The organism is Exiguobacterium sp. s121, from assembly GCF_018617245.1.
Taxonomy (GTDB): Bacteria; Bacillota; Bacilli; order Exiguobacteriales; family Exiguobacteriaceae; genus Exiguobacterium; species Exiguobacterium profundum.
In genome coordinates this window covers 1,815,280-1,839,046 of the sequence record NZ_JACSJV010000001.1, presented here as the reverse complement: position 1 = coordinate 1,839,046, position 23,767 = coordinate 1,815,280, and the positions used below count along the sequence as shown (strand labels likewise).

General features: G+C 50.4%; 23 protein-coding genes, 1 tRNA gene and 1 other annotated feature (1 of these 25 cut by a window edge). Of the genes, 23 read left to right on the top strand and 1 reads right to left on the bottom strand.

Features of this window, described 5'->3' with window-relative positions:
* The first annotated feature begins 7 nt into the window (after window positions 1-7).
* Both uvrC and KOG47_RS09435 read left to right on the top strand, forming a co-directional pair.
* Window positions 8-1,798, top strand: a complete 1,791-nt coding sequence (uvrC, locus tag KOG47_RS09440; RefSeq protein ID WP_215244122.1) for an excinuclease ABC subunit UvrC — start codon at window positions 8-10, stop codon at window positions 1,796-1,798.
* On the top strand, window positions 1,795-2,571 hold the full coding sequence (locus KOG47_RS09435) for an aminoglycoside adenylyltransferase domain-containing protein (protein WP_214691156.1): 777 nt from the start codon (window positions 1,795-1,797) through the stop codon (window positions 2,569-2,571). Before uvrC ends, KOG47_RS09435 begins: the two co-directional genes overlap by 4 nt.
* 24 nt (window positions 2,572-2,595) lie before the next feature.
* Here KOG47_RS09435 and KOG47_RS09430 read toward each other — a convergent pair whose 3' ends face one another.
* Window positions 2,596-2,988 carry a YslB family protein gene (locus KOG47_RS09430; protein WP_251125226.1) on the bottom strand — a complete coding sequence of 131 codons (393 nt, stop codon included), beginning with the start codon at window positions 2,986-2,988 and terminating at the stop codon, window positions 2,596-2,598.
* Between the two features lie 222 nt (window positions 2,989-3,210).
* Between KOG47_RS09430 and KOG47_RS09425 the strand changes: the two genes are divergently transcribed.
* The 21 genes from KOG47_RS09425 to hemL all read left to right on the top strand — a co-directional run bounded on the left by KOG47_RS09425 (window position 3,211) and on the right by hemL (window position 23,666).
* Window positions 3,211-3,828: a succinate dehydrogenase cytochrome b558 subunit gene (locus tag KOG47_RS09425; RefSeq protein ID WP_015881102.1), complete on the top strand. Its 618-nt coding sequence runs from the start codon at window positions 3,211-3,213 to the stop codon at window positions 3,826-3,828.
* 16 nt (window positions 3,829-3,844) lie between these two features.
* Window positions 3,845-5,602, top strand: coding sequence for a succinate dehydrogenase flavoprotein subunit (gene sdhA / locus KOG47_RS09420; RefSeq protein WP_015881103.1), 1,758 nt, complete (start codon window positions 3,845-3,847; stop codon window positions 5,600-5,602).
* An 8-nt stretch (window positions 5,603-5,610) separates the two neighbouring features.
* Window positions 5,611-6,399 carry a succinate dehydrogenase iron-sulfur subunit gene (sdhB, locus tag KOG47_RS09415; protein ID WP_193343274.1) on the top strand — a complete coding sequence of 263 codons (789 nt, stop codon included), beginning with the start codon at window positions 5,611-5,613 and terminating at the stop codon, window positions 6,397-6,399.
* A gap of 8 nt (window positions 6,400-6,407) precedes the next feature.
* The gene (locus KOG47_RS09410) at window positions 6,408-6,848 is read left to right on the top strand and encodes an acyl-CoA thioesterase (RefSeq protein WP_015881105.1); all 441 of its coding nucleotides are present in this window, start codon (window positions 6,408-6,410) and stop codon (window positions 6,846-6,848) included.
* A 74-nt stretch (window positions 6,849-6,922) separates the two neighbouring features.
* The gene (locus tag KOG47_RS09405; protein WP_015881106.1) at window positions 6,923-7,186 is read left to right on the top strand and encodes a phosphocarrier protein HPr; all 264 of its coding nucleotides are present in this window, start codon (window positions 6,923-6,925) and stop codon (window positions 7,184-7,186) included.
* Between the two features lie 112 nt (window positions 7,187-7,298).
* The gene (racE, locus tag KOG47_RS09400) at window positions 7,299-8,102 is read left to right on the top strand and encodes a glutamate racemase (RefSeq protein WP_078147903.1); all 804 of its coding nucleotides are present in this window, start codon (window positions 7,299-7,301) and stop codon (window positions 8,100-8,102) included.
* On the top strand, window positions 8,095-8,844 hold the full coding sequence (gene rph / locus KOG47_RS09395) for a ribonuclease PH (RefSeq protein WP_215244121.1): 750 nt from the start codon (window positions 8,095-8,097) through the stop codon (window positions 8,842-8,844). The genes racE and rph overlap by 8 nt, the downstream gene beginning before the upstream one ends.
* Window positions 8,841-9,431 carry an XTP/dITP diphosphatase gene (locus KOG47_RS09390; protein ID WP_074037535.1) on the top strand — a complete coding sequence of 197 codons (591 nt, stop codon included), beginning with the start codon at window positions 8,841-8,843 and terminating at the stop codon, window positions 9,429-9,431. The genes rph and KOG47_RS09390 overlap by 4 nt, the downstream gene beginning before the upstream one ends.
* 5 nt (window positions 9,432-9,436) lie before the next feature.
* Window positions 9,437-9,949, top strand: a complete 513-nt coding sequence (locus tag KOG47_RS09385; protein ID WP_215244120.1) for a metallophosphoesterase family protein — start codon at window positions 9,437-9,439, stop codon at window positions 9,947-9,949.
* Window positions 9,950-10,009: 60 nt separating this feature from the next.
* Window positions 10,010-10,083, top strand: a tRNA-Arg gene (locus KOG47_RS09380).
* A gap of 124 nt (window positions 10,084-10,207) precedes the next feature.
* Window positions 10,208-11,119 carry a hypothetical protein gene (locus KOG47_RS09375; protein ID WP_215244119.1) on the top strand — a complete coding sequence of 304 codons (912 nt, stop codon included), beginning with the start codon at window positions 10,208-10,210 and terminating at the stop codon, window positions 11,117-11,119.
* An 89-nt stretch (window positions 11,120-11,208) separates the two neighbouring features.
* The gene (gene tig, locus KOG47_RS09370; protein WP_015881112.1) at window positions 11,209-12,501 is read left to right on the top strand and encodes a trigger factor; all 1,293 of its coding nucleotides are present in this window, start codon (window positions 11,209-11,211) and stop codon (window positions 12,499-12,501) included.
* 211 nt (window positions 12,502-12,712) lie between these two features.
* Window positions 12,713-13,981 (top strand): ATP-dependent protease ATP-binding subunit ClpX, encoded by a 1,269-nt coding sequence (gene clpX / locus KOG47_RS09365; RefSeq protein WP_015881113.1) that lies wholly within the window; start codon window positions 12,713-12,715, stop codon window positions 13,979-13,981.
* 72 nt (window positions 13,982-14,053) lie between these two features.
* A complete protein-coding gene (lon, locus tag KOG47_RS09360) occupies window positions 14,054-16,354 on the top strand; it encodes an endopeptidase La (protein ID WP_074037530.1) in 2,301 nt (766 codons plus the stop codon).
* Window positions 16,355-16,948: a ribosome biogenesis GTP-binding protein YihA/YsxC gene (gene yihA / locus KOG47_RS09355; protein ID WP_015881115.1), complete on the top strand. Its 594-nt coding sequence runs from the start codon at window positions 16,355-16,357 to the stop codon at window positions 16,946-16,948.
* A 110-nt stretch (window positions 16,949-17,058) separates the two neighbouring features.
* Entirely contained in the window at window positions 17,059-18,228 is a 1,170-nt protein-coding gene (locus KOG47_RS09350; protein WP_196430413.1) for an AI-2E family transporter, read from the top strand.
* A 185-nt stretch (window positions 18,229-18,413) separates the two neighbouring features.
* Window positions 18,414-19,760, top strand: coding sequence for a glutamyl-tRNA reductase (hemA, locus tag KOG47_RS09345; protein ID WP_074037529.1), 1,347 nt, complete (start codon window positions 18,414-18,416; stop codon window positions 19,758-19,760).
* A 52-nt stretch (window positions 19,761-19,812) separates the two neighbouring features.
* Complete coding sequence (gene hemC, locus KOG47_RS09340) at window positions 19,813-20,730, top strand: hydroxymethylbilane synthase (protein WP_215244118.1); 918 nt, start codon at window positions 19,813-19,815, stop codon at window positions 20,728-20,730.
* Window positions 20,731-20,755: 25 nt separating this feature from the next.
* Window positions 20,756-21,388: a uroporphyrinogen-III synthase gene (locus tag KOG47_RS09335; protein WP_215244117.1), complete on the top strand. Its 633-nt coding sequence runs from the start codon at window positions 20,756-20,758 to the stop codon at window positions 21,386-21,388.
* Window positions 21,385-22,365, top strand: a complete 981-nt coding sequence (gene hemB, locus KOG47_RS09330; protein WP_074037524.1) for a porphobilinogen synthase — start codon at window positions 21,385-21,387, stop codon at window positions 22,363-22,365. Before KOG47_RS09335 ends, hemB begins: the two co-directional genes overlap by 4 nt.
* A complete protein-coding gene (gene hemL, locus KOG47_RS09325; RefSeq protein ID WP_215244116.1) occupies window positions 22,362-23,666 on the top strand; it encodes a glutamate-1-semialdehyde 2,1-aminomutase in 1,305 nt (434 codons plus the stop codon). Before hemB ends, hemL begins: the two co-directional genes overlap by 4 nt.
* A gap of 47 nt (window positions 23,667-23,713) precedes the next feature.
* Window positions 23,714-23,767: a binding site (T-box leader), on the top strand (it continues 168 nt past the right edge of the window).

The window sequence follows — 23,767 nt, the reverse complement described above, 5'->3', positions numbered from 1 at the left end:
GAGGTGAATGGAATTGAGTCATAGCGACCACATTAAGCATAAATTAGCACTGCTCCCGGATGAGCCGGGTTGTTATCTGCATAAAAACGAATATGGCGAAGTCATCTATGTAGGGAAGGCGAAAAACCTCAAGAATCGGGTCCGTTCTTACTTCACGGGTGCACACGATATCAAGACGATGCGCCTCGTCGCAGAAATCGGTGACTTCGAGTACATCGTGACGGCGAGCGAACTCGAGGCGTTATTACTTGAAATGACGCTCATTAAAAAGCACGACCCGAAGTACAATATTCGCCTCAAAGACGACAAAACATATCCGTACATCAAAATTACGAACGAACCGTATCCACGTCTGTTGACGACACGTAAATTGAAAAAAGACGGCGGACATTACTTTGGACCGTATCCGAACGCCTATGCGGCGAACGAGACGAAACGTCTGCTTGATAAACTCTACCCGCTCCGTAAATGTCAGCCGATGCCGAAAAAGCTCTGTTTGTATTATCACATTGGGCAATGTCTGGGACCTTGTGAGCTCGCAGTCGATACGGATTCGCAAAAAGAGATTGTCAACGAGATTCGCCGCTTCTTGAATGGTGAGACGAGTGAGACGCTCGCGAAGCTGAATGTCGAGATGGGACGTGCCGCTGAGGACATGCAGTTCGAGCGAGCGGCTGAACTGCGCGACCAGATTCGAGCGGTCGAATCGATCATGAATAAACAGAATATGATTACGGCCGACCCGACGGCACGAGACGTCTTCGGTTATACGCTTGACCGTGGCTGGATGTGTGTCCAAGTGTTCTACATGCGAGGCGGCAAGATGATCGAGCGAGATGTCTCTCTCTTCCCGATGCACGGAGAGCCTTCGGAAGAACTCGAAAGTTTCATCGTTCAGTTCTATGAACAAAACGTCGTGCCGAAAGAGATTCTCGTACCCGAGACGGTCCGGCTCGATTTACTGAATGACGCCATCGGAACGAAAGTGATGCAGCCGAAACGAGGGGCGAAGAAACAGCTGCTTGATTTGGCGACGAAGAATGCGACAATCGCCTTGAACGAGAAGTTCGAGTTGCTCGCCCGAGATGAAGAACGGACATTGCTTGCGATGCGTGAACTTGGTGAAGCGATCGGGATTCCCAACTTGTCACGTGTCGACATCATCGACAACGCCAACATTCAGGGCGCGGACGCCGTGTCGGCACTCGTCGTCTTTGAAGACGGGAAGCCGCTCAAGAAAGAATATCGGAAATATAAGATTCGTACCGTCCAAGGACCGGACGATTACGAGACGATGCGTGAAGTCGTCCGTCGACGATTCCGCCGTCTCTTGACGGAAGACAAACGATTACCCGATCTCCTACTGATTGATGGGGGGATTGGGCAATTGAATGCGGCGCTCGACGTCATTCAAAATGAGTTCGGGCTCGACTTGCCGGTCGGCTCGCTCAAAAAAGATGACCGACATCGGACGAGCCAACTGTTGTTCGGAGAAGGTGGGGGCGTTGTCGAGCTCCATCCACGATCGAGCGCCTTTTATCTGTTGCAGCGGATGCAAGATGAGGTCCACCGTTTCGCCATCACGTTCCACCGCAGCCTACGGACGAAGAAGATGACGAAGTCGATACTCGATGAGATTCCGGGTGTCGGTCCGAAGCGTCGTCAACAGCTCATCCGCCATTTCGGGTCGATGAAACAGATTCGTCTGGCATCACTCGAACAATTGAAGGAAGCGGGGTTGCCGGAAAAATTAGCGGAGACCGTGCTTCAATACGTGCATGAGGAGACGGATGAATGAGACAGATTACGACAGACGTGGAGAATACAATCGCTTCATTCGTGAGAGCGATTGATGAATTTCTACCAACCGTTCAGCATATATATATTCATGGATCATTAGCGATGGGTGGTTTTCATCCGAAACGAAGTGATGTAGATTTGTTGCTCGTCGTATCAAACGCATTGACTCGGGAGGAACGACAAAAACTCATCGACTGCTGTCTCTCGTACTCCAACGAACCATATCCGCTCGAACTGAGCATCATGACGATGGCGCAGCTAAAAGATTGGTATCATCCAAGTCCTTTTGAGTTTCACTATAGTGAAGGGTGGCGTTCACGTTTTGAAGAAGCTAGTAGGGAAGAAAGAACCGAATTGCAACAAGGATTCACCGATCCTGATTTGGCGGCTCACGTCCAAGTGATTTTAGAGCGTGGTATCACATGGCGAGGGCAACCACTTCATAAACTCCTTTCTGGATTCGATTCAGCTCATTTTTCTGATGCGATTCGAGCGGATGCGCTCGATTCTCTTGACTCGATTGAAGAACAGACGGTGTATAGCGTATTGAACTTGATACGTGGCCTGGCCTATGAACAAGAACGTGTTCTGCTCTCAAAACAAGAAGCACTCCATTGGTTAGTGAATAACGGACATTTTCCAGGAAATATTGTCGAAGTTGTTCGTAAGGCGACTCGGAGCTATGAAGGGGGAAGTGTGACGTTTCATCGACAAGAACTCAATGAATTCCGTCGCTACATGTGTCAACAACTTCAGCGGAAACAAAAATAAGAGTCGATGCGTTGGCATCGACTCTTATTTGTAGTCGTCTTTTCGGTCTAGTTGGACGGTGATTTGGACAGCTTTTCGGGTTGGATCGGCGTAACCTTCCGCGACGCACTGGAAACGACCAGCAATCTGTTCGGCTAAAAATCCAGCTTCAAGCTGATAATAACCTGTCGCTTTGGTCTGAGTCGCAGGTGGTGGGATCAATTCATAAGTAAACTTGCTCCCACGTTCCTTCTTGATTGTCAACTCTCCCCAACCTGCCTCTGCGAAGAAAGCAGTCAGTTCATCGTCGGACATCGTCGGGAACTTACGGGCGACCCGTTTTCCTGACCAATAGATGACTTGGGCGTAATCTTCGCCAAGCAAATCCGTCAACACATAGTCGCGAAGCAGTTCAATCGCGAAAGTTGGTTGGCTCATCGTTTCCATTCTATCCCATCACTCCAATCTCTCTATATCATTATAACGACCAATTGGAATTTGGTCATCCTGTAATTTTGAAAAGAATGTGGCACAAATCGGCTAGGTTGTCTTGTCATACAATTTTCACAAGAGTAGAATAGGAGACAGAAAGCTATATCTGCATTTGAAAACGCTTTTATTGACAATACGAGCCAATGCTCGTGAAAAGGGGGAACTAGAATGGCAGCGCATCGTGACTATTTCAGTCGTAAAGTCCATTCGCTACTTGGGGTCATTCCAATCGGTTTGTTTTTGATCGTCCATTTATCGGTCAACTACTACATCGTCGATGGGGTGGAGTCATTCAACAAAGCAGCAAAATTCATGGAGAACTTACCGTATTTGTACTTCCTTGAAGTGACAATTATCGCATTGCCGATGATTTTCCACGGGGTGTACGGCGTGTACTACGCGTTTCTCGGGTCAATCAACTCGAACCGCTATTCATACGCGCGCAACTGGTTATATCTCTTCCAACGCTTCACAGGAGTTTTCCTCGTGATCTTCATCGCTTGGCACGTTTGGGAAACGCGTCTTGCGAAATTGCGCGGGGTAGAAGTCAATGCGGAGATGATGCAAAACATCGTCGACAACCCGCTCATGTTGATCTTCTACATAGTCGGAATCCTTTCGGCTACGTTCCACTTCGCGAACGGTCTTTGGTCGTTCTCGATCACGTGGGGTATCACACAGTCACCTCGTTCGCAACGTCTCATGAGCTACGTATCAGGTGTCGTGTTCTTGGCACTATCTTTTGTCGGCATCCGTTCGATTTTGACGTTTGCAGGCATCTTGTAATTAGGGGGAATTTTACATGGCAAATCAAAGTTTGATCGTCATCGGTGGCGGTCTAGCTGGACTCATGGCGACAATCAAGTCGGCAGAGATGGGTGTTCCGGTAAAACTATTCTCGCTTGTACCGGTCAAGCGTTCACATTCAGTTTGTGCCCAAGGTGGGATTAACGGGGCCGTCAACACGAAAGGGGAAGGTGACTCTCCTTGGCAACACTTTGACGACACGGTCTACGGAGGCGACTTCCTCGCCAACCAACCGCCTGTCCAAAAGATGGCGGAGAATGCTCCGAAAATCATTCACATGTTCGACCGGATGGGCGTTATGTTCAACCGTACGCCAGAAGGTCTCTTAGACTTCCGTCGTTTCGGTGGAACGCTTCACCACCGTACGGCATACGCCGGAGCGACGACAGGACAGCAACTTCTTTATGCACTCGATGAGCAGGTTCGTCGTTACGAAGCGCAAGGTCTCGTCGAGAAGTATGAGGGCTGGGAGTTCCTTCGTGCGGTCATCGACGAAGAAGGCATCTGCCGCGGTGCGGTATGTCAAGATTTGCGCTCGATGGAAATTAAAGCGTTCCCATCGGACGCGGTCATCTTGGCGACAGGTGGCCCAGGGGTCATCTTCGGTAAGTCGACAAACTCGGTCATCAACACAGGACAAGCAGCGGCAGCGGTTTATCGCCAAGGCGCGGTTTACGCGAACGGGGAGTTCATCCAGATTCACCCGACGGCGATTCCAGGGGATGACAAACTTCGTCTCATGAGTGAATCGGCTCGTGGGGAAGGTGGACGTGTCTGGACATACAAAGACGGGAAGCCGTGGTACTTCCTCGAAGAGAAGTATCCAGCATACGGAAACCTCGTACCGCGTGACATCGCAACACGTGAGATCTTCGATGTATGTGTCAACCAAAAACTCGGCGTCAACGGCGAGAACATGGTCTACCTCGACTTGTCTCACAAAGACTCGAAAGAACTTGACATCAAACTTGGTGGAATCCTTGAAATCTACGAGAAATTCGTAGGCGACGACCCGCGTAAAGTACCGATGAAAATCTTCCCGGCAGTCCACTATTCGATGGGCGGACTATGGGTCGACTACGATCAGATGACGAACATTCCAGGACTCTTCGCAGCCGGTGAATGTGACTACTCGATGCACGGTGCGAACCGTCTAGGTGCGAACTCTCTTCTTTCAGCCGTTCATGGCGGAATGGAAGCAGGGCCTGCGGCAGTCAACTACATGCGTGGTCTCGATCAAGCGACAGAAAGCGTTTCAGAAGCGCTCTTCAACTTCAATGAACGTGAAGAAATCGAGCGATTCAACAACATCCTTGCGATGGATGGAACAGAGAATGCTTATCAAATCCACCGTGAACTCGGTGAACTCATGACGGACAACGTCACAGTTGTTCGCTACAATGACAAACTTGAAGCGACCGACAAGAAAATCCAAGAATTGCGTGAACGTTTCCATAAGATTTCAGCTACGGATACGGCACGTTGGAGCAACCAAGGGGCATCGTTCATTCGACAACTCGACCACATGCTCGACCTCGCACGCGTCATCACACTTGGCGCACTCAAGCGAGACGAGAGCCGTGGGGCCCATTACAAACCGGAGTTCCCGGAACGTAATGATGAGCAGTTCATGAAGACGACGATGGCACGTTACAAAGATGGGGAAGTCGATATCTCGTATGAAGACATCGATGTTTCGTTAATCCCGCCACGTAAACGGGATTACTCGAAGAAAGGGGCGAAGACGAAATGACGACGCCAATGCAATCTGAACAAAAAGACATCCGCTTCATTATCGAACGCCAAGATGGACCGGATCAAGCGACGTATACGGAAGAATTCACGGTACCATACCGTCCAAACATGAACGTCATCTCGGCATTGATGGAAATCCGCCGTAACCCGGTCAATGCGAACGGGGACAAGACGACACCGATCAACTGGGACATGAACTGTCTTGAAGAAGTATGTGGTGCCTGTTCGATGATTATCAACGGGAAGCCGCGCCAGTCGTGTACGGCACTCGTCGATAAACTCGAGCAACCGATTCGTCTTGCACCGATGAAGACGTTCCCGGTCATCCGTGACCTTCAAGTCGACCGTCAACGCATGTTCGACGCGTTGAAAAAAGTGAAGGCATGGGTCCCAATCGACGGCACATACGACCTCGGTCCAGGACCGCGTATGCCGGAGAACAAACGTCAATGGGCCTACGAACTATCGAAATGTATGACGTGTGGTGTTTGTCTTGAAGCGTGTCCGAACGTGAACGACAAATCGGACTTCATCGGTCCAGCGGCGATTTCGCAAGTCCGACTCTTTAACTCACATCCAACAGGTGCCTTCCACGCGGAAGACCGCCTCGAAGCACTCATGGAAGACGGCGGCATCATGCAATGCGGAAACGCACAAAACTGTGTCGAAGTTTGTCCGAAGGGCATCCCGCTCACGACGTCGATCGCTTCGATGAACCGTCAAACGACGCTTCACTCGTTCAAACAGTTCTTCGGTAGTGACAAAGGTCGCACCGGTTCTGCGGTCGAGGCGTAAGCGAGCCGATGACCAAGTACTTTCGAGAGCCAGGTTGGGAAACACGTGTCAAAAGAGGGATCGCGCTCGATGTGAAAGTCCGCTTTTCGGAGTGCGACCCGTATGGTCACATGAACAACACAATTCCGTTCATCTATTTCGAAGATGCCCGGATCGAGTTGTTAGAGGCGACAGGATTCTCCTTGAAGGACGGATTCGTCGTCGTCGCCGATGCGCAATGTGACTATGTTCGACAAGTCATGCCACGTCAACAGCTGACTGTGCATGCCAATATCTTGACGGTCGGAAACACTTCATGTGATATTCATTACGGGGCATATGACGGAGAGCAACTCCTCTTCGCCGGACGGACAAGCCTCGTTCATTTAACGAAGGAAGGCCGTCCTACGGAATGGACTCCGGAATATAAAAACCGCTTGCAGAATTTTTGCGAATCCGCTATCATTTGATAATGAGTTCACAAACAAAAAATATTCTGCTGGTTCGCCTGTAGAATTGAATTTTGAAGGGAGACCATCATCTCATGGAAAAAACGTTCACAGTCGTTGCTGATTCAGGAATTCACGCTCGTCCAGCTACTCAGTTAGTTAACACAGCTTCTAAGTTCCAATCAGACATCAACCTCGAGTACAATGGTAAAACAGTTAACTTGAAGTCGATCATGGGTGTACTTTCACTCGGTATCGCAAAAGATTCTACAATCAAGATCACTGCTGAAGGTGAAGATGCAGAAGAAGCGATCAACACGCTTTCTGACATGCTCACTAGCGAAGGTCTTGCTCAGTAATTCGGGTAAGGGACGAGGCGCCAATGGCGACCTCGTCTTTTTTTGTCATGGGAACGTTTCTTTTTCCGTCCGAGATTTTTTGGTAAGATAGGTGAGAATGGAAGTGATGCAAATGAAACGAGCGATTGGAGTCCTCGATTCAGGAGTCGGTGGGTTGACGGTAGTCAAAGAATTGATGCGCCAACTCCCTAAAGAAGAGATTGTCTATATCGGAGATACAGAACGCTGTCCGTACGGGCCGCGTCCGCACGATGAGATTGAAGCATATACATGGGAATTGATTGAATTTTTATTGAAGAAAGACGTTAAAATGATTGTCATCGCCTGTAATACGGCGACAGCGGTCGTATTGAAGGAGGCACGCAAACGTCTCGACATCCCGGTCATCGGTGTCATCGACCCGGGTGCCCGCGCGGCTGTCAAAGGAACGCGCAACAAGCATATCGGTGTCATTGGTACGAAGATGACGATTGAAAGCGGTTCATATGAGAAGGCGTTACGTCACGTAGCAGGTGAGGTCGATGTGTATTCACTCGCGTGCCCACCGTTCGTCCCGCTCGTAGAGGCTGGAGAAGTGTCTGGAGAGCGCGTGCGACAAGTGGTGGAGGAGACGCTTCGTCCACTTCAACCATCCGAGATGGATACGTTGATTCTCGGTTGTACGCATTACCCACTACTTGCTCCGGTCATTCAAGATGTGGTCGGACCGGACGTCCACCTCATCTCATCAGGTGACGAGACGGCACTTGAAGTGGCAGCGATGCTCGATTATCAGGAACTTGAAAACGGGTTGGATGCAGTCCCGGCACATGCCTTCTATGCGACGGGTGATATCGAACTATTTGACCGACTCGCGAGCGAATGGCTCGGGCGTCCGGTTCATGCGGAGAAAGTCGAGGTGACCGGCATTGCGTGATGCGAGACGATTTGATGAACTGCGCCCAGTCGAGATTGTGCCGCACGTGAACAAACATGCGGAAGGGTCCGTTTTAATTTCAATCGGCGATACGAAAGTCATCTGTACCGCGACTGTGGAAGAGCGCGTACCAAATTTCCTTCGCGGAAAGAAACAAGGTTGGATCAATGCAGAATATGCGATGCTCCCACGGGCGACGGGAGACCGTACTGTCCGGGAATCGGTACGTGGAAAACAATCGGGACGAACGATGGAGATTCAGCGTTTGATTGGCCGGTCGCTCCGCTCGGTCGTGGACTTAGAACGTCTCGGCGAACGGACGATTTGGGTCGACTGTGACGTCATTCAAGCGGATGGCGGGACTCGGACGGCTTCCATCACCGGTGGCTTTTGCGCGCTCGTGTTGGCCGTCGATCGCTTGATTCGCCAAGGGAAACTTGGCGACACACCCATTAAAGAAGGGGTGGCTGCGATTTCTGTCGGACGGACCGATGAGCTCGTCTTGGACTTGGATTACCTAGAAGATGCCGCGGCAGAGGTCGACATGAATGTCGTCATGACGGCAAGCGGACGATTCGTCGAAGTACAAGGTACAGGGGAAGAGGCGACGTTCACGCTACAAGAGATGAACGAGATGCTCGCGCTCGCGCAACACGGCATCGAATCATTATTCAAGACGGCGGAAGCGGCACTCGGTGCTTCTTGGTGGTACGTCGGAGAACGTTCGGAGGAGACATTATGAAGTTGATCATTGCGACACACAATCCTGGAAAAGTGAAAGAACTCGAAGGAATGCTGACGCCGCTCGGGTTCGAGGTCGAATCACTACTCGACTATCCGGATGCACCAGAGACGGAAGAGACCGGCACGACGTTTGAAGAGAACGCGGCGTTAAAAGCGACCGAGGCGGCAGCTTATTTTGGACATGCCGTTCTGGCGGACGACTCCGGTCTTGAAGTCGACGCACTTGACGGGGCACCGGGAGTATATTCAGCCCGCTTTGCAGGTCCAGAAAAGTCAGACGAGGCAAACAATGCGCTTCTTCTTGAAAAATTGAACGGAGAAACGAATCGTACGGCTCGTTTCGTCTGTGCGCTCTGTCTTGCGAAACCGAGCGGAGAGACGTTGACCGTTCGTGGAACGATCGAAGGGACAATCGGTTATTCCCCACAAGGCGAAAATGGCTTCGGATACGATCCACTCTTTATCGTCCCATCGCTTCATAAGACAGCGGCAGAGTTGGAGCGTGACGAGAAGGCGGTCGTCAGCCACCGTGGACAGGCACTACGAAAACTGGAGGCAGAAATCATACCATTCATGAAAGGATGAAGCTTATGCGTTTTCTAATAGTGAGTGATAGTCATGGTTTGACCGAAGAGTTGACGACGATTTTTGAAAGGCACGAGGCGGAAATTGATGACGCCTTCCATTGTGGGGATTCACAACTCGCCCTTGTCGATGAACATTTGTTACCTTATCGAACGGTTCGGGGGAATTGTGATTTCGGTGGAGATCTTCCCCTCGAACGCATCGAGACGACGGATGCCGGTACGATTTTAATCGTTCACGGGCACCATCATGACGTCAAATTCGATTTGAACCGTCTACGGTATCGAGCGGAAGAAGTGGGAGCGAATGTCGTCTTGTTCGGTCACTCGCATGCGGCGGGTGCGCTGATCGAGGACGGGGTTGTCTACATCAACCCAGGTTCGATTCGCATGCCGCGAGGACGAACGGACAAAACGTATGCGTTACTCGATCTCGAAGCGGGGGAAGCAACAGTGCGTTTCTATCGTTCAGAAGACGGTTCTCACGTCGAAGACTTGGACATCTCAGGAAAACTATGAGTTTCGAATGGGAAATCGATTGACAGGAAACCATTTTTCTATTATAGTTTTCATGTCAATGTCCCAATAGCTCAGCAGGATAGAGCAACGGCCTTCTAAGCCGTCGGTCGGGGGTTCGAATCCCTCTTGGGACGCTTCCATTAAAATAGAGACGCTCTCTACGGAGAACGTCTCTTTTTTCATTTTCCGGGAAATCGATTGACAAGGAATCGCGTCCTAACGGAAGATGAAGGGGAATGGAAGAGAGGGTGAGGGAAGATGGAGAAGGAAAAGGATCAGGACTATCCGTTCCCTGGGAATTGGGCGCGTCTGCATAAGATGATTCAGGAGGCAGATGCTTCTGGGGAACGACAGCGGATCGAACCGATTTTATGGGATTGGTATCAGACGATTCCAGGTGACCCGTTTATTTTCATGGAAATCTTCCAATGTGCAATGGAACGGCCGGACGACCCAGAGACACTCGAGAAGCTGCAGGAACTCGTCAGCATCCATATGTCCGAGGCGGAAGAACCGGCCTCAGGAGGGTTGCAGATTGCGCAGTATTACATCATGCGTGACCAACCGTTTGAAGCGGCGCACTGGATCAACCAGTATCTCGAATGGCAGGAAAAGAAGGATACGGTCAACACACAGGCACATCAGGTACTTCAAGTGTTGAAGATGACGGAGTTTCCGGCGGCAATTGCCAAATTGAAACGAACGCTGACGCGAGGGAGTACGGGGGAACAGATTGAAGCATTACAACATGTTCACTTTCAAATCGACCCGGTGCTCGACAATGTGCTACATGAACTGCTCGTGTCGGAGCGCCCGAAGCTCGTCAAACTGATCGTGTTGGAAAAAGCGTTCGCCGAACTAGATGTCATCGAATGGACGGATGGGGACGTTTCGAACAAGATGACACGAACAGAAGCAAAAGCGCAGATTGAAACATGGGAGAAGACCGTCTTTTCACTTCAAAAATCAGTTGAAGGCGATGAGATCGGGACCCAGCTGTTGATGAATTACATGTATACGCATTATCCGTATGTGCCGGCCGAAAAAGCGGATGTGGAACAGGCGCTCGTACAGGCGAAACAAGCGATTTTACATGACGAACCGGTCGACGGTTTAGCCGCGGAGATTTTAGAGGCGGATCTTCGCTTTACACAGGCGTTATTAGACTAAATCCTTGTGTGCTTACCGAGGATTTATGCTATAATACGGATTGTTGTACATTTTTGTACGGTATAAACGAATTGTTGGAGGGACTTAGCATGACAGCAAAATGGGAAAAAACATCAGGTAGCCAAGGCGTACTCACGTACGAAGCTCCTGCAGAAGCTTTTGATAAAGCAGTTGACGCCGCATTTAAAACAGTCGTCAAAGACTTGAACGTGCCTGGCTTCCGTAAAGGTAAATTGCCACGCCCAATGTTCAACAAAATGTATGGAGAAGAAGCACTCTATCAAGATGCGCTCGACATTCTCTACCGCGACACAATCCAAGGTGCGGTTGAAGAAGCTGGTTTCGAACCAATCGCGCTCGAAAACATCGATGTAGACGGCACGCTCGAGAAAGGCAAACCAGTCGCTTTCAAAGTGACATTCGTGGTTGAGCCAGAAGCTGAGCTTGGCGAATACAAAGGCCTCGAGTACGAAGCTGTTTCAACTGAAGTAACAGAAGACGAAGTAACAGCAGAACTTGAAGCACTTCAACAGCAAGGCGCAGAACTAGCTGTTAAAGAAGGTGCAATCGAAAACGGCGATACAGCTGTATTTGATTTCGCAGGTTTCGCTGACGGTGAGCAGTTCGAAGGCGGCACAGCTGAGAACTACACACTCGAAATCGGTTCTGGTCAATTCATCCCAGGATTCGAAGAGCAAATGATCGGCATGACTGCTGGTGAAGAAAAAGACGTTGAAGTAACATTCCCTGAAGAGTACCACGCTGAAAACTTGGCGGGTAAACCAGCGACATTCAAAGTCAAACTTCACGAAGTCAAAACAAAACAAGTTCCTGAACTCGACGACGAGTTTGCAAAAGACATCGACGAGTCTGTTTCGACACTCGACGAGTTGAAAGCAAGCATCCGTGAGCGTTTAGAAGCTGGTAAGAAACAAGAAGCTGAAGGTACAATGCGCGACCAACTCGTAGAGCAGGCAACTGCTAACGCGACAATCGACGTACCGGAAGTTCTCGTTGAACAAGAAGTTGACCGCATGGTACAAGAGTTCGGTTCACGTGTATCTTCACAAGGAATCGACCTTAACATGTACTTCGAGCTCACTGGTACTTCTGAAGAAGCAATGCGCGAAGAGATGAAAGAGCAAGCTGAAGAGCGCGTAAAAGCTCGTCTCGTCTTGAAAGCAATCGCTGACAAAGAAGCAATCGAAGTATCTGACGAAGATGCTGAGAAAGAGCTTGAAGAAATGTCTAAACTTTACAACATCGCCCCGGACCAACTCCGTACGATGCTCGCTCCGCAAGGTGGACTTGAGACACTTAAAGGTGACCTCAAATTCCGTAAAGCGATCGACATCCTCGTTGAAAACGGTAAAGCGAAGTAAGCTGATATTCGAAAGGACGACTGCCTAGCGGTCGTCCTTTTTTCTGTCACAGCACATTGCATGTGTAATTCTTTGAAGTCGCAATATGTTCATGCTACAATTATTTCAACGCAGAGATGTAAAATGTCTTTTCGCGGTGCATCGCACCAGAAAATTCAAATCGCGATTTATCGCACTTACATCCATTTTCACCACAGAAGGGGTGTATCGAATGTTCAAATTTAACGAGGAAAAGGGGCAACTCAAGTGCTCGTTTTGCGGAAAATCGCAAGAACAAGTTCGTAAGTTAGTCGCCGGTCCTGGCGTATACATTTGCGATGAATGTATCGAACTTTGCAATGAAATTGTTGAGGAAGAGCTCGGTGTAGAGGAAGAAGTTGAATTCAAAGACATTCCAAAACCACAAGAGATTCGTAACATTCTAGACGATTATGTCATTGGTCAAGACCGCGCCAAACGTGCGCTTTCAGTTGCTGTCTATAACCACTATAAACGTATCAACGCCGGTGGCCGTTCGGATGATGTCGAACTTGCGAAGTCGAACATCGTCATGATTGGACCAACGGGTAGCGGAAAAACGCTTCTCGCTCAGACGATGGCTCGCGTCTTGAACGTCCCATTTGCAATCGCGGATGCGACGAGCTTGACGGAAGCAGGTTACGTCGGGGAAGACGTTGAGAATATTTTGCTCAAATTGATTCAATCGGCTGACTATGATGTCGAGAAGGCTGAAAAAGGGATCATCTACATCGATGAAATCGATAAGATTGCCCGTAAGTCTGAAAACCCATCGATTACGCGTGACGTATCCGGTGAAGGCGTTCAGCAGGCGCTCCTTAAAATTCTTGAAGGCACGACAGCAAGCGTACCGCCACAAGGTGGACGTAAGCATCCGCATCAAGAATTTATCCAAATCGACACAACAAACATTCTCTTCATTGTCGGTGGCGCATTCGCCGGCATCGAATCGGTCGTCAAACGCCGAATCGGGAAGAAAGTCATCGGTTTCGGAAACGACCAAGAGAATCGCGAGTTGACGCAAGAGGACTTGCTCGCCCGCGCACTCCCTGAAGACCTTCAAAAATTCGGCTTGATTCCTGAGTTCATCGGACGTTTGCCAGTCATGGCGACGCTCACGACACTCGATGAAGAAGCGCTCGTTGAAATCTTGACGAAGCCGAAAAATGCTCTCGTCCGTCAGTACGAGAAAATGCTCGAGCTTGACGATGTCGAATTGACGTTCACAGACGAAGCATTGATCGAAATCGCCAAACTTGCAATCAAACGTAAGACTGGCGCGCGCGGTCTCCGCTCGATTATCGAAGAAATGATGCTCGATGTGATGTTCACTGTCCCATCGCGTGACGATATCGAGAAAGTCATCATCACGGATGAAACGATTACGGGTCTTGCCGGTCCGAAATACGTCCTTCGTGACGGTACTGTCGAACAGACAGGGGACAACAAAGAGACAGCATAATTCTTTAACGAAGAAGGCTCAAACACTCGGCACATCCGAGTTTTGGGCCTTTTTGCACAGGAGGCGTTGTATATGGAAAAATTACCAATCCTTCCTTTGCGAGGAGTCGTCGTATATCCGCTCATCGGTGTGACCATCGATGTCGGACGCCCGTTATCCCTTCGGGCGCTCCTTGCCGCAAAGGAGCATGAAACAGATTTGATTGTCGTGACACAGAAAGAAACAGGGAACGAGTCACCGGAACCGGAAGACTTATACACGGTTGGAACGCGTGTCCACATCGCGAAGATGAGTGAACTGTCGAACGAGACGATTCGGGTTCGGATCGTCGGGAAAGAGCGCGTCCGTGTCGACTCGGTCGAATCGACGGATGAAGGTTGGTTCGCCAACATCGAACCGGTCGAACTCGTAGAAGGGGAAGAGGTTGAACGAACAGCACTCGTCCGTCTGTTGAAAGAGCAGTTCGGAAAACTTGTCGCAAACATCAAGGGCATGTCGCCAGATGAGCGTCGTCGTTTCGAGATGTATGAGCGACTCGAATCGCTCACAGACTATATCACGTCAAAACTCGATGTCGACGTCGAACTTCGCCAAGCGATGCTTGAAGAAGCAGATGCGGTCAAACGAGGGCTTGAACTGCTTGAAATCATCGCACATGAGGTCGAAGTGATCGAACTCGAGCAAGAGATGCGCGAGCGGACGAAGAAGTCGATTGAGCAGTCGCAGCGCGAGTATTACTTACGGGAACAGATGAAGACGATTCAGCAAGAACTCGGAGACCAGACGCAAGAGTCAGAACCGAACCGCCTTCGTGAGAAGTTAGAGGCGCTCGACTTGCCAGAGACGACGCGAAAGAACGTCATGCGTGAAGCGGAACGATTGAACGTCGTGCCGCAGACGTCTCCGGAGTATGCGGTCATCCGTAACTACCTCGACTGGGTCACTTCTCTTCCATGGGGCATTGAGACGGAAGACAAGCTTGACGTGAAACATGCGGCAGACGTCCTCGACGATGACCATTACGGCTTAGAATCGGTAAAAGACCGTATCCTCGAGTATTTGGCCGTCCGTCAGTTGACGAACTCGCTTCGTGGACCAATCCTCTGTCTCGCCGGACCTCCAGGGGTCGGGAAGACGTCACTCGCCCGCTCAATCGCGTCGGCACTTGAACGTCACTTCGTTCGCGTCTCGCTCGGTGGTGTGCGCGATGAGGCGGAAATCCGCGGGCACCGTCGTACGTATATCGGTGCGATGCCAGGACGAATCATCCGCGGATTGAAGCAAGCGGAAAGCAAGAATCCGGTCTTCTTGCTCGATGAGATCGACAAGATGGCTTCTGACTTCAGAGGGGACCCGGCGTCCGCGATGCTAGAAGTACTCGACCCGGAACAAAACGTCTCCTTCTCTGACCACTACATCGAAGAACCGTTCGATTTGTCAAACGTTCTCTTTATCGCAACTGCGAACGATGTCTCACAAATCCCAGCACCGCTTCTTGACCGGATGGAATTGATTCAAATCGGTGGGTACACGGAGCTTGAGAAAGTAGAGATCGCGAAGCGTCACTTGGTGCCGAAACAGTTGACAGAGCACGGATTGAAGAAGAGTCAGTTGACGATCAAAGAAGATGCGCTCTATGAAGTCGTACGTCGTTACACACGTGAAGCCGGCGTCCGGAACTTAGAACGCGTTATCGGATCACTCTGCCGAAAAGCCGCGAAACAAATCGCCATCGGGGAGAAGAAACGGGTCACGATTTCGAAAAAGGCGATCATCACGTATCTCGGGAAGCCGAAGTATCGCTACGGAAAAGGGGAGACCGAGGACTCCATCGGTGCGGTGACAGGCCTTGCCTACACGGCGTTTGGTGGCGACACGCTCACAATCGAAGTGGCGCTCGCTCCAGGGAAAGGCAAACTTCAGTTGACGGGTAAACTCGGTGATGTGATGCAGGAGTCGGCACAAACAGCATATAGCTATGTCCGTGCAAACGCAGAGCGGTTCGGGATTGACCCGACGTTCTATGAGCGACAAGACATTCACATTCACGTGCCAGAGGGTGCCGTGCCAAAAGACGGACCGTCGGCAGGAATCACGATTGCGACAGCCTTAATTTCCGCATTGACCGGGAAGAAAGTCCATCGTGATGTCGGGATGACAGGTGAGATCACACTCCGTGGACGTGTCTTACCAATCGGCGGATTGAAAGAAAAAGCGCTCGCTGCTCATCGAGCCGGGTTGACGACCATCGTCATTCCGAAAGATAATGAGCGAGACATCGATGATATTCAAGAGACGGTTCGTGAGAAATTGACGTTCGTTCCCGTGACGACACTCGATGAAGTACTAGATGTAGCATTTGGAGGAAATTAAATGAAGATCAACAAAGCAGAGTTCGTGACGAGTGCCGTCGCGCCAGACCATTACCCGGTCCATGAATTGCCGGAAGTGGCACTTGCCGGGCGGTCGAACGTCGGGAAATCGTCGTTCATCAATAAGATTTGCCAACGGAAGGCGCTCGCACGGACGTCTTCGAAACCAGGGAAGACACAGACCCTCAACTTCTTCAACATCAATGATGAAATCATGTTCGTTGACGTTCCGGGATACGGATATGCGAAAGTCTCGAAGACGGAACGTGAGAAGTGGGGCGTCATGATGGAGCAGTACTTGACGAGCCAAGAGGCGCTTCGTGGCGTCGTCTTACTCGTCGATATCCGTCATGATCCTACGGGTGACGATGTGACGATGTACAATTTCTTGAAACATTATGAGATTCCGGTCATCGTTGTGGCAACGAAGCTCGATAAAATCAAGAAGAGTCAGCGTCAAAAACATGAGGCGGCGGTGAAACGTAAGCTTCAATTCGATCCATCTGACCGTTTTGTCGCCTTCTCGGCCGAAACGGCAGAAGGAAAAGACGAGGCATGGAAAGCGATTTACGCACTCATCACAGAAGGCGAATAAGGAGAAGGCGAAGGGATTCCTTCGCCTTTTTGTTTTTGTCAGCCCGCAAGCGGGTAATTATCGTATAATCATAGTTAGTACATGGTCATCATTGTAAACGAGGTGGAGAAATGCAACGCATGTTTGAAAACAAATGGTATCGCGCCCTCTTTTGGACGCTGACCATCTTTTTAGTCATTTGGGTCGGGACACAGATCTCATTCGTGTTTGAACCGATTCAAGTCATCTTGGCACTCGTCACGGTTCCACTCATTGTGGCCGGACTCTTCTTTTATTTCCTGGTCGGGATTGTCGACTTCTTAGAGAAACGCTTAAAAGGGAAGCGAACGTTAGCTGTAGCCATCACACTGATCGGACTCGTGCTTATTTTTACACTTGTCTTCAGTATTCTCGGACCGGTTTTAGGCGAACAAATTACGTCGCTCGTCAACGCTATGCCGAGTATCGCAAAAGAACTTCAGAAACAGGCGTTCGCTGTCCGTGACACGTTGCTACAAAATGAGTTCTTTGCACGCTTCATGGCAGAAAATGACGAGATGTTCCGTAACTTGACGACGAACATCACGTCGTACTTAGGAGACTTATTCGGAAACATTGCCTCATCATTCGGTCAAGTCGTCGGATTCGTGACGTCAGCGGTCATCACGATCGTCGTTATCCCGTTCATGCTTCTCTACATGTTGCTTGACGGGAAACGTCTACCGGACGCAATCGTCAAATTGCTCCCATCGAGCTATGAAAAGGAAACGCGTCACATCTTGCATGACATGCACGAGACGGTGCGGAGTTACGTCAACGCTCAGTTGCTCGTCGCATTCTTCGTTGGAATCACGTCACTGATTGGTCTCTGGATCGTCGGTGTAGATTATGCCATCTTGCTCGCACTCTTCATGATGGTAACAAATATTATCCCTTACGTTGGACCGTTCCTAGGGGCTGCACCGGCAGTGGTCGTGGCATTCATTCAAGATCCAATCAAGGTATTATGGGTCATCGTTGTCATCATCGTCGTGCAACAGATTGAGTCGAACGTCATCTCGCCACTCATTCAAGGGAAGTCGTTAAAAGTACACCCGCTCACGATCATCATCGTCTTGCTCGTAGCCGGAAATTTGGCTGGTATCATCGGAATGCTCATCGCTGTACCGTTTTATGCGGTCGCCAAAACGGTTGTCCAGAATATCGTTCGCATCTATAAATTACGAGAACGAGAACATTATTTGGACAAAGAGGAACCTGAGAGTTCGATTATCACGGACCCGAACTCGCCAAATCTATAAGAAGAAAGGGTAGGAATGGAGTTTCGCCATTTCTACTTCTTTTTGTCACAAAAAGTTCTTATTTTATTTCAGGAAAATCAAACAGAAGATTATAGTTACCAGATAAGAACTGTTATAATGTACGGTAGAGATTGAAATAAAGAAGAGATAACCGTCGGTGGATTTTAGATGAGGGGAAGAGATACATGCATATTGTCGTCGTTGGACTAAATAACAAGACAGCCCCTGTCGCGATTCGGGAGCAGTTCTCGTTTGGGGAGCAAGAAATCGTGGATGCGATGATTGCACTTCGCGAAGAGAAGAGCATTTTCGAGTCGGTTATTTTGTCTACGTGTAACCGGACAGAGCTGTACGTCGTGACAGATCAACTCCATACTGGACGTTATTACACGAAACGTTTCTTGGCGAACTGGTTCAACTTAGAGATGGAGCAGTTCACACCATACTTGTCGATTCGAGAAGGGGAAGAGGCGATTCGCCACTTGTTCCGTGTAACGTCGGGCCTCGACTCGATGATCATCGGGGAAACACAAATTTTAGGTCAAGTGAAGACGAGTTTCTTCCGTGCCCAGGAGCATGGAACGACAGGAACGGTCTTCAACAAATTATTCAAAGAAGCGGTTACACTCGCCAAGCGCGCCCATACGGACACGCAAATTGGGGAAATGTCTGTATCGGTCAGTTCGGCTGCCGTGACGCTCGCACAAGAGATGTATCAACAGCTTGAAGACAAACAAGTCGTCGTCGTCGGAGCCGGTGAGACGGGTGAATTGACGACACTCAACTTATTTGAAGCTGGTGCGAAACAAATCGCTGTCTTCAACCGGACGGAGAGCAAAGCAAAAGCTGTAGCGGATAAGTTCAAAGGCCGTGCCCATTCGATTCGTGAGATCGCATGTGGATTACTTGATGCAGATATTTTGATTAGTTCGACCGGGGCGAAGGATGCCGTCATTGGATACGACGATGTAGCGGCTGCACAGTTGCTGCGCCGCGAACGTCCGCTTCTTCTCATTGACATCGCTGTGCCGCGAGATATCGATCCAGCGGTCGCGACACTTCCGGGTGTGCATTTGTTCGATGTCGATGATTTGAATGGAATCGTAAACAAAAATCTTGAAGCGCGTCTCGTCGAGGCTGAAAAGATTGAAATGAAAATCGATGAAGCGATTCAAGAGTTCCAAACATGGCTCATCACGCTTGGTGTCGTGCCAATCATGAACGAGTTGCGTGCTCGTGCCCTTGATATTCAAGAAGATACGATGACGAGTCTTGAGCGTAAGCTCGACCATTTGTCAGCACGAGACAAGAAAGTCATCGGGAAGCACATGAAGTCGATCATCAATCAAATGCTTCGTGACCCGATTGACTACATTAAAGATGCAGCGGCTCAACCGGACGCGAACGTTCGAATCGCTCAATTCATCGAGACGTTCGGACTTGATGTCGAGTTGCCGGAACAACCTGTAGACGAAGTGGAAGAAACAGATGCCACTTCTGCCAAAGCACCACTTCGCGCATTGATGCGCTAACAAGACAAAAAGGCGACGCGTGTCGCCTTTTTCTATGAAGGAGAGATTGAACATGCGGAAAATCATTGTCGGCTCACGCCGTTCCCAACTCGCCATGACTCAAACAAAATGGGTCATCGAGCAGTTGAAGCAAGCTGGAGCAAAGAACGAGTTCGAGATTAAAGAAATCGTGACGAAAGGTGACCAAATCGTCGACGTGCAATTGTCGAAAGTCGGTGGGAAAGGGTTGTTCGTCAAAGAGATTCAACAACAGATGCTCGATGGGGACATCGATTTCGCCGTACACAGCATGAAAGACGTTCCGGCCGAACTACCAGAAGAACTCTATATTAGCTGCATGCCGAAACGTGTCGATGCGCGTGACGTCCTCATCTGTGAGAACGGCTACACGTTCGAGACGCTTCCAAAAGGTTCGATTGTCGGAACGAGCTCACTCCGTCGTGGTGCTCAAATCTTGGCAGCCCGTCCTGACCTTGAGATTCAATGGATTCGTGGAAACATCGACACGCGTCTGAAGAAGTTAGACTCCGAGAACTACAATGCCATCTTGCTCGCGAAAGCCGGACTTGAACGGATGGGGTGGACAGATCGTGTCAACTTCGAAGCGCTTGACCCGGACGTCATGGTACCTGCTGTCGGACAAGGCGTACTCGCCATCGAGAGCCGCAAGGACGACGCAGAAGTGACGGCAGTGCTTCAATTGTTGCATGATGATGTGACGGCGAAAGCGGCTACAGCGGAGCGTACTTTCTTAAAAGCGATTGAAGGAAGTTGTCACGTACCGGTCGGCGGTTATGCGACGGTCGACGGTGACGACGTGACACTGACAGGTCTCATCGCGTCAGTGGACGGGAAAGAAGTGCTTCGCGTGACGAAAACGTCAACGGACGGAATCGCACTCGGAATGGACGTAGCAGAAGAATTGCTCGGTCGTGGCGGGCGTGAAATCCTCGCCTCGGTCAATGAGTGACGTTTGGTACACGGGAACGAAACGAATGACCGCTTCGCAACGGGCACGGCTCGAGGCGAGCGGTCTTTCCGTTCATCATGTCCCGCTCATTCAGACGAGAGAGACGCATACACCGCCACCCGTGGAACGATTCGATTGGCTCGTCGTCACGAGTCAAAACGCGGTGCAAGCCCTTCGGAATCTGACGCGTGACGTCAAGGTCGCCGCTGTCGGAGAGAAGACGAAGCGGGCGCTTGAAGCGGAGGGCTTTACCGTCTCGCTCATGCCGGAGACGTATACGGGTGAGGCGCTTTTTGAGCAGTTATCTGACGTTGTTTCGACCGATGATGTCGTCTTGTTTGCACGTGGCAATTTGGCGAACACGTCCCATATGTCGATGTTGCCTCATGTACAGGACTGGGTCGTCTATGAGACGGTTCCAATCCGATTGACCTCGGACCAACAACAACAACTCGAGACGGTGAAGGCGTTACTCGTCCTGAGTCCGTCGGCCGTCGATGCGCTCACACCACACTTGTCCCACTTCAACGGGACGTGGTACGCCATTGGCGAAGTGACCGAACGCGCCGTCCGACAAGTGTCGACATTACCGGTACGAGTGCCAGAATGTTATACTATGGATGCATTAATACAGTGTGTAGGGGAGGATTTTTCATGAACCAGTTTGACCGTCACCGTCGTCTTCGCTCATCGAAGTCGATGCGTGCCCTCGTACGTGAAAATCATGTTCGAAAAGAAGATTTGATTTACCCGCTCTTCATCATTGAAGGGACTAATATTAAACGTGAAGTCAGCTCGATGCCAGGCGTCTTCAATTATTCACTTGACCGACTCGAAGAAGAGATCAAAGAAATCGTCGACCTCGGTCTCCAATCTGTGCTTTTGTTCGGTGTGCCGGAACATAAAGACCCGGAAGGCAGCGAAGCGTATCATGACCACGGCATCGTCCAAGAAGCGATTCGTAAAGTGAAGGAGTGGGCGCCACAGCTCACGGTCATCGCCGATACGTGCCTTTGTGAGTACACGTCGACAGGTCACTGTGGTCTCGTGAAGGATGGGGACGTCGATAACGACGCATCACTTCCACTTCACGTCCAGACAGCCATTACGCAAGCACAAGCGGGTGCCGATGTCATCGCACCGAGCTCGATGATGGATGGATTCGTCGCAGCTATCCGTGAAGGTCTCGACCAAAACGGATTCAGTCACATTCCAATCATGAGCTACGGCGTCAAATATGCGTCTGCGTATTACGGACCGTTCCGTGACGCAGCCCAATCGGCTCCTGGTGAAGGCGACCGTAAAGGGTATCAGATGGACCCGGCGAACCGTCGTGAGGCGTTCCGTGAGTCACAATCGGACGTCGAACAAGGTGCCGACTTCATGATCGTCAAACCGGCTCTCGCGTTCATGGACATTATCCGTGACATGCGCGACTCACTCGATATGCCAATCGTAGCGTATAACGTGAGCGGTGAGTATGCGATGATCAAAGCCGCGTCACTCAACGACTGGGTCGATGAAGAACGCATCGTCATGGAGACGATGGTCGGATTCAAACGTGCCGGTGCCGATCTCATCGTCACGTATTTCGCAAAAGACGTCTGTCGCTATTTGGAAGGAGACTACGCATGACATACAACCAAACGCGCTCACAGGAAGCGTTCGAACAAGCTCGTCCACTAATGCCAGGCGGTGTCAACAGCCCGGTCCGTGCCTATAAATCGGTCGGGATGACGCCAATTTTCGCCGAACGTGGTGAAGGCTCACGCGTCTATGACATCGATGGCAATGAATATATCGATTACGTCCTCTCATGGGGACCACTCATCCTCGGTCACCGTGATCCGGTCGTCACGAAAGCGATCCAAGAACAAGCTGAAAAAGGCTGGACGTTCGGGACGCCGACCGAGCTTGAAACGAAGATGGCAGAACTCGTCATCGACCGTGTCCCATCGATCGAGATGGTCCGCATGGTCAACTCGGGAACGGAAGCTACGATGGCGGCACTTCGCCTCGCACGCGGCTATACCGGAAAGACAAAGATTTTGAAATTCGAAGGATGTTACCACGGACACGGTGACTCGCTTCTCATCAAAGCCGGGTCTGGCGTCGCGACGCTCGGTCTTCCAGACTCACCAGGTGTACCGAAAGAGCTCGCGAGCCATACGCTCACGGTTCCTTACAATGATTTGGACGCAGTCCGCGTCGCATTTGAGAAATACGGAGACGACCTCGCTGGGGTCATCGTCGAACCGGCCGCAGGAAACATGGGCTTCGTGCCACCACAACCAGGATTCCTCGAAGGACTTCGTGAAATCACGGAACAAAACGGCGCGCTTCTCATCTTTGATGAGGTAATGACGGGCTTCCGTGTCGGATACAACTGTGCACAAGGGTACTTCGGTGTCACACCGGACCTCACATGTCTCGGGAAAGTCATCGGCGGCGGACTTCCGGTCGGCGCTTACGGCGGGAAACGTGAAATCATGGAACAGATCGCACCGCAAGGTCCAATCTATCAAGCAGGTACGCTCTCGGGTAACCCTCTCGCGATGATTGCCGGCTACACGACACTCTCGCAACTCAAACCTGAGCACTACGCCGAGTTCGAGCGTAAAGCAGACCGTCTCGCGGAAGGCTTCACGCAGGCTGGTGAGAAATACAACATCCCACACGACACGAACCGTGCTGGCTCGATGTTCGGTTTCTTCTTCACGAACGAGAAAGTGACGAACTTCGAGAAAGCGAAGTCGGCAAACCTCGAGATGTTCCGTTCGTACTATCAGAAGATGGCGGCGCGCGGCGTCTTCTTGCCACCGTCACAGTTCGAAGGATTGTTCCTATCGACGGCTCATACGGACGAGGATATCGAGAAGACGATCGCAGCGGTCGGGGCGACGTTCAAGGAGCTTCAAGAAGAGTTTTCACTCTAATCTTGACTGCTGACGTTTCTGTCGCTACAATTATTTAACAGATACGATGAATGGCTTTGATGAGGAGTAGTACGCATACTCCATTCCTTTTAGAGACGCGA